Source organism: Streptomyces sp. NPDC021093, assembly GCF_044333135.1.
In the GTDB taxonomy this organism is placed as follows: Bacteria; Actinomycetota; Actinomycetes; order Streptomycetales; family Streptomycetaceae; genus Streptomyces.
This window is the reverse complement of sequence record NZ_JBIRQJ010000012.1, coordinates 99,579-113,395: the sequence shown is the minus strand read 5'-3', so window position 1 is coordinate 113,395 and position 13,817 is coordinate 99,579. Positions and strand designations below refer to the sequence as shown.

Annotated in this window: 10 protein-coding genes; 8 read left to right on the top strand and 2 right to left on the bottom strand. The window is 70.6% G+C overall.

The features are described from left to right. The first annotated feature begins 237 nt into the window (after positions 1 to 237). The 8 genes from ACH4SP_RS33150 to ACH4SP_RS33115 all read left to right on the top strand — a co-directional run bounded on the left by ACH4SP_RS33150 (position 238) and on the right by ACH4SP_RS33115 (position 11,581). Entirely contained in the window at positions 238 to 4,512 is a 4,275-nt protein-coding gene (locus tag ACH4SP_RS33150; protein WP_398420470.1) for a nitrate- and nitrite sensing domain-containing protein, read from the top strand. 9 nt (positions 4,513 to 4,521) lie between these two features. Further along, positions 4,522 to 4,935, top strand: a complete 414-nt coding sequence (locus tag ACH4SP_RS33145; protein ID WP_185034582.1) for a roadblock/LC7 domain-containing protein — start codon at positions 4,522 to 4,524, stop codon at positions 4,933 to 4,935. A gap of 141 nt (positions 4,936 to 5,076) precedes the next feature. Continuing rightward, positions 5,077 to 5,493 carry a DUF742 domain-containing protein gene (locus tag ACH4SP_RS33140; protein WP_362416166.1) on the top strand — a complete coding sequence of 139 codons (417 nt, stop codon included), beginning with the start codon at positions 5,077 to 5,079 and terminating at the stop codon, positions 5,491 to 5,493. Further along, positions 5,474 to 6,061 (top strand): ATP/GTP-binding protein, encoded by a 588-nt coding sequence (locus tag ACH4SP_RS33135; RefSeq protein WP_362416163.1) that lies wholly within the window; start codon positions 5,474 to 5,476, stop codon positions 6,059 to 6,061. Before ACH4SP_RS33140 ends, ACH4SP_RS33135 begins: the two co-directional genes overlap by 20 nt. Positions 6,062 to 6,458: 397 nt before the next feature. Continuing rightward, positions 6,459 to 9,830 carry a nitrate- and nitrite sensing domain-containing protein gene (locus ACH4SP_RS33130; RefSeq protein WP_398420468.1) on the top strand — a complete coding sequence of 1,124 codons (3,372 nt, stop codon included), beginning with the start codon at positions 6,459 to 6,461 and terminating at the stop codon, positions 9,828 to 9,830. Between the two features lie 10 nt (positions 9,831 to 9,840). Further along, positions 9,841 to 10,254 carry a roadblock/LC7 domain-containing protein gene (locus ACH4SP_RS33125; protein WP_030980891.1) on the top strand — a complete coding sequence of 138 codons (414 nt, stop codon included), beginning with the start codon at positions 9,841 to 9,843 and terminating at the stop codon, positions 10,252 to 10,254. Positions 10,255 to 10,407: 153 nt separating this feature from the next. Beyond that, entirely contained in the window at positions 10,408 to 11,019 is a 612-nt protein-coding gene (locus ACH4SP_RS33120) for a DUF742 domain-containing protein (RefSeq protein WP_398420466.1), read from the top strand. Continuing rightward, positions 11,000 to 11,581 (top strand): ATP/GTP-binding protein, encoded by a 582-nt coding sequence (locus tag ACH4SP_RS33115; RefSeq protein ID WP_185034326.1) that lies wholly within the window; start codon positions 11,000 to 11,002, stop codon positions 11,579 to 11,581. Before ACH4SP_RS33120 ends, ACH4SP_RS33115 begins: the two co-directional genes overlap by 20 nt. Positions 11,582 to 11,892: 311 nt before the next feature. Here the strand turns inward: ACH4SP_RS33115 and ACH4SP_RS33110 are convergent, their stop codons facing one another. After that, positions 11,893 to 12,111 carry an acyl-CoA carboxylase subunit epsilon gene (locus ACH4SP_RS33110; RefSeq protein WP_185034324.1) on the bottom strand — a complete coding sequence of 73 codons (219 nt, stop codon included), beginning with the start codon at positions 12,109 to 12,111 and terminating at the stop codon, positions 11,893 to 11,895. A gap of 41 nt (positions 12,112 to 12,152) precedes the next feature. After that, positions 12,153 to 13,733, bottom strand: a complete 1,581-nt coding sequence (locus ACH4SP_RS33105) for an acyl-CoA carboxylase subunit beta (protein ID WP_398420464.1) — start codon at positions 13,731 to 13,733, stop codon at positions 12,153 to 12,155. Positions 13,734 to 13,817 lie beyond the last annotated feature (84 nt).

The window sequence follows — 13,817 nt, the reverse complement described above, 5'->3', positions numbered from 1 at the left end:
TAGGCAATTGTCCATTTCGTAGGGGAAAGGAGTCTACGACTGGTGACTCATCCGGCACAAAGCGTCACTCCCGGTGCACCGGACCCCTCGGGCCTTGTTGGAGATCCTGCACTGTGCTGGAATTCCCCGGACCGCGGTCACTCACGACCACCAAATAGGGGATGATCCGGTACCCCACGACTCGACACCGTTGTGCCGCTCTGCGGCAGGACGCCTGGTCCAGAGGTTGCGACGCTAGTGCAGGGACGTTTCAAGAGGGATGGCAGTGCTGCGGCGGAGCAGGAGCCGCGCGGCGGGACCGACCGCGGCTCATCGCCCCAGCCCCAGCACGCCCAGACTCCGCAGAGCCCCCAGAACAGGGGCCCGGCGCAGGCCGGCGGCGGAGCTGCCAGGCCAGGACCCTCAGGCGGCGCGGGCGGCAACGGTGCGTTCGGCGGCGGTGGCGGTGGTGGCGCCTTCGGCGGCGGCGGTGCCTTCGGCGGCGGCAGCAAGGAGGGCCCGGCGGCCCCCGGCGGCCCCGGCGCGGCCAAGCAGAAGGCGTCCAGGACCCCGAAGCCGATCAGCGCGGGCACCCGAATATCCCTCCGCAACTGGAGCATCAGCACCCGTCTGGTCTCGCTGCTGGCCCTCCCCGTGGTCGCGGCGACCGCGCTCGGCGGACTCCGTATCCAGGAGTCCCTCGACGACATGCAGCAGCTGGAGCACATGCAGCTGCTGACCAAGATGACCCGCCAGGCCACCGACCTCGCCGCCGCCCTGCAGAACGAGCGCGACAAGACGGCCGGTCCGCTGCACACCGGCACCGAGCGCTCCGACCCGACGGTCAAGGTCGAGACCGACAAGACCGACCTCATACGTGAGGCGTTCATCACCGGCACGAGCGACGTCGACAACGGCTCCGAGACCGACCCGGCGCTGAACAGCATCCGGGGCAGCCTGATCGAGATCTCGGTCAAGCTGCAGGACCTGAAGCAGATCCGCTCGGAGGCCTTCAAGAGCCAGGGCGGCTCGGGCAACTCGCAGACCGTCAGCGCGTACAGCAACCTGATCACCTCGCTGCTGAGCCTCTCGCAGGACATGGCGCAGGCCACCTCCAGCCGCGAGATGATCCAGCGCACCCGTGCCCTGGCGGCGTTCTCGTCCGCCAAGGAGTACGCCTCGATCCAGCGCGCGATCATCGCGGGCGCGCTCCCCGCCAATCCGGACGACCCCAGCCAGAAGGCCCTGCTCCAGGAGAGCGACCGGCTCTTCGGCAAGGCCGCCCTGGAGAACGAGCGCAACGCGCTCACCTCCTTCACCCGCATCTACGGCGACACCGAGGCGAAAGTGCTGCTCAACGTGCTGGAGCACGGCAGCCCCGACGCCCAGCGCGCCGATACGTACGCGCGTGACGTGCTGACCAAGGAAAACGGCATCGCCCGCGTCCAGAAGCGGTCCTACATGGACTGGGGCGACCAGGCGAGCAACGAGATCCAGGCCATGAAGCGCATCGAGGCCCAGCTGCTCAGCGAGATGGACCAGAAGGCGCGCGAGCTCCAGGCCGACTCCGAGCGCTCCTCGATCATCTCCGGTGCGGTCATCCTCCTGGTGCTCGGCGTCTCGGTCGTCGGCGCCTTCGTGGTGGCCCGCTCCATGATCCGCTCGCTGCGCCGGCTGCAGGACACCGCGACCCGGGTCGCCCAGGACCGGCTGCCCGAGCTCGTCAAGGCGCTCTCCGAGTCGGACCCGCAGGACGTCGACACCTCCGTCGAGTCCGTCGGCGTGCACAGCAGGGACGAGATCGGCCGCGTGGCCTCCGCGTTCGACGACGTGCACCGCGAGGCCGTCCGGCTCGCCGCCGAGCAGGCGTTGCTGCGAGGCAACGTCAACGCGATGTTCACCAACCTCTCGCGCCGTTCGCAGGGCCTCATCCAGCGTCAGCTCTCGCTCATCTCCGAGCTGGAGTCCCGCGAGGCCGACCCGGACCAGCTGTCCTCGCTCTTCAAGCTCGACCACCTCGCGACCCGTATGCGCCGGAACGGCGAGAACCTCCTCGTCCTCGCCGGTGAGGAGCCGGGCCGCCGCTGGACCCGGCCCGTGCCGCTGGTCGACGTGCTCCGTGCCGCCGCCTCCGAGGTGGAGCAGTACGAGCGCATCGAACTGTCGTCGGTGCCTTCGACCGAGGTCGCGGGACGCGTCGTCAACGACCTCGTCCACCTGCTGGCAGAGCTGCTGGAGAACGCCACCTCGTTCTCCTCGCCGCAGACCAAGGTGCGCGTCACCGGTCACGCGCTGCCCGACGGGCGGGTGCTCGTCGAGATCCACGACACCGGCATCGGCCTCTCGCCCGAGGACCTGTCCGCGATCAACGAGCGGCTCGCCGCTCCCCCGACCGTGGACGTCTCGGTGTCCCGCCGGATGGGTCTGTTCGTGGTCGGCCGCCTGTCCCTGCGACACGGCATCCGCATCCAGCTCCGCCCGTCCGACTCCGGTGGTACGACCGCACTGGTCATGCTCCCCGTGGACGTCGCCCAGGGCGGCAAGAAGCTTCCCGGCAAGCCCGGCGCTCCCGGCGCCCAGGGCGGTGCGCCGCAGATGCCCGCAGGTCCCGGCGCCCGTCCGGGTCTGCCCGCGGGTCCCGGTGCGGGCGGTGGCCCCGGCAGCCGTCCCGGTGCGCCGCAGGGCGGTCCCGGTCTGCTCGGCTCCGAGCCGCCTCGGCGTCAGGTCCAGGCCGGTTCCGGTCCGCGGGCCGCGCTGCCGGGCCGTACGCCCGGAGCGGGCCTGGCGAACCCGGCGCCCGCGGGTCCCCCGAAGCGCGGCGGTCTCGCCGGTGCCTTCGGCGGCGCTCGCGGCGGCCGTGAGGACGTACGGCAGAACAACGCGCCCGAGCCGGAGCGCGGCGCTCCCGCCTCGCTCCCCCGGGCCGGCGGTCCGCGGGCCGAGCTGCCCGGCGGCAACCCGGTGGCCCCGCAGCGTCCCGCCCCTCAGGACGATCAGCCGGGTACGAGCTGGGGCGCCAGGCCGAACCCCGCCGACGCGCCGCGCGGTCACGAGGAGACGGCGGACCGCCAGGGTCCCGGCTCCACCGCCGAGTTCGACCGTCCGGACTTCAACGGGCCGCCGCCCGGGACGGGTTCGACGACGGGCCAGTACGAGCGTCCGGACGTCCGGCAGGACCCGGCGGCCACCGGCCAGTTCCCGCAGGCCGACGCCCGTGGGTTCCAGGACGACGCCCGCGGCTTCCAGGACCCGGCCGCCACCGGTCAGTTCCCGCAGGCAGGTCACGGCTTCCAGGACCCGGCAGCGACGGGTCAGTTCCCGCAGGCCGACGGCTCCGCCACGTCCGGGCAGTTCGAGCGCCCCGACGTACGGGGACCGCAGGGCAACAGCACCACCGGCCAGTTCGAGCGTCCTGACGTGCGCGGGCCGCAGAGCCAGGGACCGGGCCAGGGCCCCGGCTCGACCGGGCAGTTCCCGCAGGTCGGGGCGCGCGGTCCGCAGGACCCGGCAGCGACCGGTCAGTTCCCGCAGGCGGACGCCCACGGGTTCCAGGACCCGGCGGCCACCGGCCAGTTCCCGCAGGCCGACGCCCGCGGGTTCCAGGACGACGCCCGCGGCTTCCAGGACCCGGCCGCCACCGGCCGGTTCCCGCAGGCCAACCGGTCCGCCGCGCCCGGCCAGTTCGAGCGCCCCGACGTACGGGGCGCACAGGGCGACGGCGACACCGGGCAGCACCGGGTGGACCCGTACGACACCGGCTCGCACCACACCGGCTCGTACGAGCGTCCCGGTTTCCAGCCCGCTCCGGCGCCGCCCACCGGCGTACCGCAGTCGCCGGACGCCTCGCGCCCGCGCGGTCCCGAGGGCGGCACGGACGGCCGCGGCGACTCCGGCTTCGGCGCATCGCGCCCCGTGGCGAGCCTGCCCTCGCAGCCCTCGCCGCAGCAGGCCCCGCCGCAGGCCCTCCCGCAGCGCCAGGACCGGCCGCAGCACCAGCAGTCCGCACCCCGGGCTCCGCAGGCCAGGCAGCCGCAGCAGCCGTCCGACGCGCTGCCGCCCGCCGGTCCCGGGGACGGCCGTACGCCGCTCTTCGACACGCTGGAATCGAACTGGTTCCACGGCGAGCAGCCCGGCGCGCAGGGTCAGCAGGGCGGGCCGCAGGGCCAGGCCGCTGCCGTACCGCAGCAGCCCACCGCCTCCGCCCCCGAGCGCGGCCGCGAGGCCGCCGAGCCGAGCTGGCGCGCTTCGCCGAACGACGAGCTCGCCTCGCAGGCCGAGCGGGTCCGCAAGCCCGCCGCCGGCGGTGTCACCACCTCAGGACTTCCGCGCCGCGTCCCGAAGGCCAACCTGGTCCCGGGCACCGCGCAGGAACAGAACCACCAGAGTGGTCCGCAGGTCTCCCGTGCGCCCGACGACGTGCGTGGCCGGCTGACCAATCTTCGTCGGGGCATTCAGCAGGGCCGCCAGGCCGGTACCAACGGCACCACTGGCAGCTTCCGCACCGTTGACCCCACTCACCAGCAGGAGCGTTAGTTGAGTCCGATGAGCCAGGCGGCGCAGAATCTGAACTGGTTGATCACCAACTTCGTGGACAACACCCCCGGGGTGTCCCACACGGTGGTGGTCTCCGCCGACGGACTCCTTCTGGCGATGTCCGAAGGATTCCCCCGTGACCGTGCCGACCAGTTGGCGGCGGTGGCCTCCGGGCTGACCTCGCTGACGGCCGGCGCGTCCCGGATCTTCGAGGGCGGCCCGGTCGCCCAGACCGTGGTCGAGATGGAGAGAGGCTTCCTCTTCCTCATGTCGATCTCGGACGGTTCGTCCCTGGCCGTGCTGGCGCACCCCGACGCCGACATCGGTCTGGTCGGGTACGAGATGGCGCTGCTGGTCGACCGGGCGGGCACGGTGCTCACCCCGGACCTCCGCGCGGAACTCCAGGGCAGCCTGCTCCACTAGGCGCAGCCGCCTCGTACCCCCGCTCCACCCCCGCTCAAGAATTTCCCCAAAGAGCTTCACACCGTCCGGCCGTAAGCCCGATCCCCCCACCGGCCCCGTCAGACGGCACGCCGACACCCTGCTGTCATGCCCGGAGGACCCATGACCCCGCCCCCCGCCTCTCACGATTCGTACGGCGGCGCACATACCGATGCGCCGTACGACGCATACGAGGGCGACCAGCCGCTGGTACGTCCCTACGCGATGACCGGCGGCCGGACCAGGCCGCGCTACCAGCTCGCCATCGAGGCGCTGGTCAGCACCACGGCCGACCCGGCACACCTGTCCACGCTGCTCCCCGAGCACCAGCGGATCTGCCACCTGTGCCGCGAGGTCAAGTCGGTGGCCGAGGTCTCGGCGCTCCTCGCGATGCCGCTCGGCGTCGCACGCATCCTGGTCGCCGACCTCGCCGAGGCCGGCATGGTGGCGATCCACCAGCCGGGCGAGGGCGCGGACGCCGACGGAACGCCGGCCGTCACGCTGCTGGAAAGGGTGCTCAGTGGACTTCGGAAGCTCTGACGGCGCGACGGGCGCGGCCCGTTCCACCACTTCCGCGAAGATCGTGGTGGCGGGCGGCTTCGGCGTCGGCAAGACCACGTTCGTGGGCGCGGTCTCCGAGATCAACCCGCTGCGCACGGAGGCCGTGATGACCTCCGCGTCCGCGGGGATCGACGACCTCACCCACACCGGGGGCAAGACCACCACCACGGTGGCGATGGACTTCGGCCGCATCACGCTGGACCAGGACCTGATCCTGTACCTCTTCGGTACGCCCGGTCAGGACCGCTTCTGGTTCATGTGGGACGACCTGGTGCGCGGTGCGATCGGCGCCGTCGTGCTCGTCGACACCCGCCGACTCGCCGACTGCTTCCCGGCCGTCGACTACTTCGAGAACAGCGGCCTGCCCTTCGTCATCGCGCTGAACGGCTTCGACGGCCACCAGCCGTACACGCCGGAAGAGGTGCGCGAGGCCCTGCAGATCGGGCCCGACACCCCGATCATCACGACCGACGCGCGGCACCGGGCGGACGCGAAGAGCGGCCTGATCACGCTGGTCGAGCACGCGCTGATGGCCCGGTTGAAGTAGACCGGCCAAAGTAGGACACAAGTGGGGCCCGGCATACGGCAGTTGCCGTAGCCGAAGCGGGACGGGTTGTGGCGTACGACACTCTCCGCCCCTGCTTCGCCGTGGAGTTCATAACGTTTCGACAGAGAATTGCAGGAGCAAGGCAACCCGACGCGTTCATTCGGTGTCGCTGTGCTCACACGAGCCCCGTCTTTTGACGGGGCTCGTTCTTTATGCCCGTTTTATCTGAGGGATGGGCCACTAGGAAGGCTGCCTTCCGGCTGTTTGGTTCAGAACCGTCGGCCGTGCTGGAATTCGGCGAAACTCCTGAGTAAGTACGAGTAGGACGAGCAGTCCGTACGGCCCTGAACGAAACACGGCACAGCGTAGGTGCCGACGCCGAGAGGTTGTTGGTCGAGTGAGGCGAAGCAAGAAGAGCTCCGCAGAGCAGCAGACGCGGGGCAACTTCACCCCGCCGTCGCGTGCTGCGGCGCCGGGTGCCGCCGACATACCCGCGGACGCCCCGCAGAGCGGCAGCACCAGCCGGATGTCGCCCCGCAACTGGCGGGTGGCCACCAGGCTGAACGCGATCCTCCTCATACCCGCCCTGGTCGCCCTCGTCATGGGCGGCTTCCAGGTGAGCGGCTCCATCAACAACTGGCGGCAGGCCCAGGACGCGGAGAAGACCGCGCTGATCGTGCGCGCCGCCGCCGAGTACGGCCACGCACTGCTCAACGAACGCGACCTGACCGCCGCACCGCTGCTCGCGGGCGGCAGCAGGGACGGCAAGGACGTCGTCGCGGCGAAGGCCGTCACCGACGCCGCTAAGCAGAAGTTCGACACGGCCGTCAAGGGCATGCCGGACAACCAGGGCCTGCGCAACCGCCTCCACCGCATCCGGGAGGCCGAGCCGAAGCTCCCGGCGCTGCGCGAGAGCGCGTACACCGCGGGCGTCGAGAACAAGAACCCGGTCGCCACCGAAGAGGGCTACCGCGACGTCCAGCACTTCCTGATGGAGGTGTCGAACGAGCTGAGCCTGGACTCCGGCAACATCACCTCCTACGGGCGGACCGTGTACGCCGTCGAGCTGGCGAAGGCCGCCGAGTCGCTGCAGCGCGCCATCGGCCTGCACCTGCTGATCCGCCCCGGCGGCAACGGCAACGGCACGATCTACGACGGCCAGGTCAAGGCGTTCTGCTCGTACAACTACCTGGAGACGATCGCCCTCGGCGAGTACGCGTCGGGCGGCACCCAGCACGACGTGGACCGGCTCCGCGAGGTCATGAAGGGCAAGGCCGACGAGGGCGCCAAGAAGCTCGCCGCGGCGAAGGCCGCCGCGCAGGCCGCCGGCAAGCCCTTCCCGACGCCGCCCAGCAAGAACGGCTCGGTCTTCGACGGCATGGCCGCCGAGATCTGCAAGGGCCAGTCGAAGCGGGCGCTGGCCGCCAAGGGCATCGTTCCCGAGACCTGGACGGCCGCCTCGACCGCCAAGTTCGAGGGCTACTCGCAGATCGAGAACGAGCTCGTCGACAAGGCCGTCAAGGACGCCGCGGTCATCTCCGAGGACTCCCGCAACGACGCGATCATCAACGGTGCGATCGTCGTGGTCGCCCTGCTCGCCGCCTTCATCCTGGCCGGTACGGTCGCCCGCCAGATGAGCCGCTCGATGAAGCGGCTGCGCACCGCCGCCTTCTCCATCGCCGAGCAGCGCCTGCCGATGCTCGTCGACCAGCTCTCCCGTACGGAACCCGGCCGCGTCGACACCCGGGTGCAGCCCATCCCGATCACCTCGCACGACGAGATCGGCGAAGTGGCCCGCGCCTTCGACCAGGTGCACCGCGAGGCCGTCCGGCTCGCCGCCGAGCAGGCCATGCTCCGGGGCAACGTCAACGCGATCTTCACCAACCTCTCGCGCCGCAACCAGTCGCTGATCGAGGGCCAGCTGACCCTCATCACCGACCTGGAGAACAACGAGGCCGACCCCGACCAGCTGGAGAGCCTGTTCCGGCTCGACCACCTGGCGACCCGTATGCGCCGCAACGGCGAGAACCTCCTGGTCCTCGCCGGCGAGGAGCCGGGCCGCCGCTGGAACCAGCCGGTTCCGCTGGTCGACGTCCTGCGCGCCGCCTCCTCCGAGGTCGAGTCGTACGAGCGCATCGAGCTGACCGGCGTCCCCGAGTCGGAGATCCACGGCCAGGCCGTGACCGACCTCGTGCACCTGCTCGCCGAGCTGCTCGAAAACGCCACGACCTTCTCCTCCCCGCAGACCAAGGTCCGCGTCACCGCGACCCGGCTGCCCGACGGCCGCGTCATGGTCGAGATCCACGACAAGGGCATCGGCCTCACCGCCGAGGACTTCGCGGACATCAACCACAAGCTGGCCAACCCGCCGACGGTGGACGCCGCCGTCTCGCAGCGGATGGGCCTGTTCGTGGTCGGCCGCCTCGCCGACCGGCACGGCATCCGGGTCCAGCTCCGCCCCTCGGGCGAGCAGGCCGGTACGACCTCGCTGGTCATGCTCCCGGACGCGATCACCCACGGTGGCGGTGGCGAGAACCTGCCGCAGGGCGACTTCACGGTCTCCTCGATCATGGCGGAGCAGCAGAACGCGCCCGAGCGGCCCGCCTTCGAGACCGCCCCGCTGCGGACCGCGGCCGAACTCGGTTTCGACGACTCGCAGTACGAGGCACCGCTCGATCCGGTGAACCGTTCGCTGCAGCGCGAGGAGCGCAGGGCCGCCCTGGAGGGCAGGTCCGCGCAGGGCGAGGACCGCCCGCTGTTCCGCGACGAGGTGCCGCAGCAGGGCGGGTACGAGGAGCCCTACCAGGAATCCGCGTACCAGGCCCCCTCCCCCTCGTACCAGGAGTACGACCAGCAGCAGCCGGGCTACGACCAGAACGGCTACCCGGCCGCGCCCCCCGCCTCCCCCGCTTCCTCCGGCGGCTTCGACGGCTTCGGCCCCCGGGACTCCTTCGGCTCGACCGAGCAGTACACCGGGCAGTCCCAGCAGCAGCCGCAGCAGTCGCAGCCGGGCTATCCGGAACCCGAGTACCAGGCTTACGAGGAGCAGTCCCAGCAGCCTCAGCAGGCCAACTGGCAGGACCAGAACGGTTTCCAGGCCGCGTACGACCCCTCGTACCCGGCACAAGCGGAATCCGGTCAGTCTTCCCCCGAGGCCCCCGAAGCGGCGCAGGACCCCGTAGGCTTCGACCGTCCGGGACCCACTCCTCCCGCACCGCGCGCCGGTCACGCACTGACCGACGCCGGTCTCCCGCGCCGTGGCAGCCAGTCCGGTCCGGAGAGCATGCTCAGCCGGCACAGCAAGTCCGCCGGCGGCTCGGAGCAGCAGGAGCAGGCGCCGCAGACCTCCCAGGCGCCGCAGCCCCCGCAGGCCAAGCTCCCGCAGCGGCCCGCCGCCGCGCAGGACGGTGCGCAGGGCCCCGGTCAGCAGGGCGCCCCCGGTGACGCCGAGGCGGCGGACAGCGGCTGGCGGACGTCGAACGACGAGCGCTGGCAGCGGGCCGAGAAGCTCAAGGACCCGAAGGCGGGCGGGATCACTCCCTCCGGCCTCCCCAAGCGGGTGCCCAAGGCCAACCTGGTCGAGGGCACCGCGGAGCAGAGCCCGCAGAGCGGCCCCCAGGTCTCTCGCGCACCCGAGGACGTACGGGGCAGGTTGAGCAACCTGCGCCGGGGCGTGCAACGGGGACGCAGCGCGGGAACGGACCAGAACCAAGCGGCCACTTACGATCAGCACAGTGGACCGGGTAGTACCTACAACCAGGAGCGTTAGTGTGAGCCCGATGAGCCAGGCGGCGCAGAATCTGAACTGGTTGATCACCAACTTCGTGGACAACACCCCTGGTGTTTCCCACACGGTGGTGGTCTCCGCCGACGGACTCCTGCTGGCGATGTCCGAAGGATTCCCCCGTGACCGTGCCGATCAACTGGCGGCCGTGGCCTCCGGGTTGACGTCGCTGACAGCCGGTGCCTCTCGGATCTTCGAGGGCGGCGCCGTCAACCAGACAGTGGTGGAGATGGAGCGTGGATTCCTTTTCATCATGTCCATCTCCGACGGATCCTCGCTCGCGGTGCTTGCGCACCCCGACGCCGACATCGGCCTCGTAGGCTACGAGATGGCACTGCTCGTGGACCGGGCCGGCACGGTGCTGACCCCGGATCTGCGGGCCGAGCTTCAGGGGAGTCTGCTCAACTGAGAATTCGCTGAAGATCTGCCCGTAGTCGAACAGGCAGACACAAGTGTTCTCAACTAGCAGACACCCCGTGCGTATTGGCGTCCCCGGGCTTTAGGGTTCGGGGACGTGGCTCCACAGTGAATGGTGCCCGCAGTGCAGTCGGAGGAGGAGAACGTGGCAACGCCCCCAAACGGTTCGTCGGCCGACTGGCCTTATGGCCGTGGCCCGGGACAGGGTCAGGGTGGTCCCGGCGACCCCTCGCAGAACCGCTTCAACTTCCCCTCCACCCCCAGCCGTTCACCGTACGAGCAGCGCCCCTACCAGCAGCAGCCCCCGCCGCCTTCGCACCGTGCGCCGCAGCAGCCCGGCATCCAGCCGGTGCAGCCGCGCCCGGGGGCCGGCCGCGGTTCGGGCTCCCCCGCGTCGTCCTCCCCGGGCGGCACCCACAACCCCCTGGTGCGTCCGTACGCCATGACGGGCGGCCGTACCAGGCCCCGCTACCAGCTCGCCATCGAGGCGCTGGTCAGCACCACGGCGGAACCCGCCAGGCTGCAAGGGCAGTTGCCCGAGCACCAGCGGATCTGCCACCTGTGCCGTGAGATCAAGTCGGTCGCCGAGATCTCGGCACTGCTCTCCATTCCCCTCGGCGTTGCCCGGATCCTCGTCGCCGACCTGGCAGAGGCCGGACTCGTCGCCATTCACCAGCCCGGCGGCGACGAAGCCGCGGGCGGTCAGCCAGATGTGACACTGCTCGAAAGGGTGCTCAGTGGACTTCGCAAGCTCTAGCAGCGGAGCAGCCCGCTCCACAACCTCCGCGAAGATCGTGGTGGCGGGCGGCTTCGGCGTCGGCAAGACGACGTTCGTCGGAGCCGTGTCGGAGATCAACCCGCTGCGCACCGAGGCCGTCATGACGTCCGCGTCGGCGGGCATCGACGACCTCACCCACACCGGGGACAAGACGACCACCACGGTGGCGATGGACTTCGGCCGCATCACGCTGGACCAGGACCTGATCCTGTACCTCTTCGGTACGCCCGGTCAGGACCGCTTCTGGTTCATGTGGGACGACCTGGTGCGCGGTGCGATCGGCGCCGTCGTCCTCGTCGACACCCGCCGACTCGCCGACTGCTTCCCCGCCGTCGACTACTTCGAGAACAGCGGCCTGCCCTTCGTCATCGCCCTCAACGGCTTCGACGGCCACCAGCCGTACAACCCGGAGGAGGTCCGCGAGGCCCTCCAGATCGGGCCCGACACTCCGATCATCACGACGGACGCGCGGCATCGGGCGGATGCGAAGAGTGCGCTGATTACTTTGGTGGAGCATGCGCTGATGGCGCGGCTTCGGTAGTACGGGCGGGGGGCGGTGGCGAGCGCGTGCGGTCGTAAGAGGGCGCGCTCCGCGTGGGGGCCGCCCCCTTGCCCACCCGTCCCGCCCCCGGGGGGCGGCCCCGCTGCCCAAGGGGGCTAGGGGGTCGGCGGCGTCAGCCGCCCACGGGGGCTAGGGGGCAGGCTTTTAGGGGCGCGGGGAACTGCGCGACCAGCCACGACGCACCCGCACAACACCCACCCGCAGCGAGCGCTCATGCCGAAGGCCCGGCACCCCGAACAAACGGGGTGCCGGGCCTTCGGCGTACGTACCGTACGAGAAGCCGGCCGGCGTCAGCCCTGCCAGCTGTGCGGTGCCCTGAATCCCGGCGTCCGCTCCAGCCGGCGCCAGCCCGCCGCCGTGCGGCCGTGCGGGGCCGACACCTCGGCCGGGCGCGCGGCGGCACGCGCCAGCAGGATCGCGGTGATCGCGGCCAGCTCCTCGGGAGCCGCCTCGCCCTTCTCCACGCGCAGCAGGTTCTTCGTGGCAGCCGTATCGGCAGGGGTGCTCATCGGTTTCGTCGTCTCCGTCTCGTCGTTTCCGGCAGGAAGAATTACTGGGGCGGGTTGCCGTGCTTGCGGGACGGCAGGTCCGCGTGCTTGTTGCGCAGCATCGCCAGGGAGGAAATGAGGACCTGGCGGGTCTCCGCCGGGTCGATCACGTCGTCGACCAGTCCGCGCTCGGCGGCGTAGTACGGGTGCATCAGCTCGGCCTTGTACTCCTTGACCATGCGCGCCCGCATCGCCTCCGGGTCCTCGGCCTCCGCGATCTGCTTGCGGAAGATGACATTGGCCGCACCCTCGGCGCCCATCACCGCGATCTCGTTCGTCGGCCAGGCGTAGGTCAGGTCGGCGCCGATGGACTGCGAGTCCATGACGATGTACGCGCCCCCGTACGCCTTCCGCAGGATCAGCGAAATCCGCGGCACCGTGGCGTTGCAGTACGCGTACAGCAGCTTCGCGCCGTGCCGGATGATCCCGCCGTGCTCCTGATCAACACCCGGCAGGAAGCCGGGGACATCGAGCAGCGTCACGATGGGGATATTGAAAGCATCGCACATCTGGACGAACCGGGCAGCTTTTTCGCTGGCCTCGATGTCCAGGACACCCGCGAGGGACTGCGGCTGGTTGGCGACGATCCCGACGACCTGGCCGTCGAGCCGGGCCAGTGCGCAGAGGATGTTGGTGGCCCAGCGCTCGTGGATCTCCAGGTAGTCGCCGTCGTCGACGAGCTCCTCGATCACCTTGCGCATGTCGTACGGACGGTTCCCGTCGGCCGGGACGAGGTCAAGGAGGACGTCGCCGCGCCGGTCGGCCGGGTCCTCGGAGACCACCGTCGGCGGGTTCTCCCGGTTGTTGGACGGCAGCATCGAGATGAGGTAGCGGACCTCGGCGATGCAGGTCTCCTCGTCGTCGTACGCGAAGTGCGCGACGCCGGAGGTCTCGGCGTGGACGTCGGCCCCGCCGAGGCCGTTCTGGGTGATCTCCTCACCCGTCACCGCACGCACCACGTCCGGGCCGGTGATGAACATCTGCGAGGTCTCGCGGACCATGAACACGAAGTCGGTGAGGGCGGGGCTGTAGGCCGCACCGCCCGCGCACGGGCCGAGCATCACGCTGATCTGCGGGATGACGCCCGAGGCGCGGGTGTTGCGCTGGAAGATGCCGCCGTACCCGGCCAGGGCGGACACGCCTTCCTGGATGCGGGCGCCCGCGCCGTCGTTCAGGGAGACCAGCGGCGCACCGGCCGAGATGGCCATGTCCATGATCTTGTGGATCTTGGTGGCGTGGGCCTCGCCCAGCGCACCGCCGAAGATCCGGAAGTCGTGCGCGTAGACGAAGACCGTCCGGCCCTCGACCGTGCCCCAACCCGTGATCACACCGTCGGTGTACGGCTTCTTGCTCTCCAGACCGAAACCGGTCGCCCGGTGCCGGCGCAGCTGCTCGACCTCCTTGAAGGAGTCCGGGTCGAGCAGCAGCTCAATGCGCTCGCGCGCCGTCAGCTTGCCCTTGGCGTGCTGCGCCTCGGTCGCCCGCTCGCTCGGGCCGCGGACGGCCTGCTCACGCAGCGCGTGCAGCTCGGCCACCCGGCCGCGGGAGTCGGTGGGCTCGCCCGGAGTATCCAAAACGGTCATGTGTCGACCCTACGAAGAACGCCAAGAAAACGGTCCGTCGACTCTGCACAGTCTCCGGACGCTATCCCTGTGGGAGCTGAACAG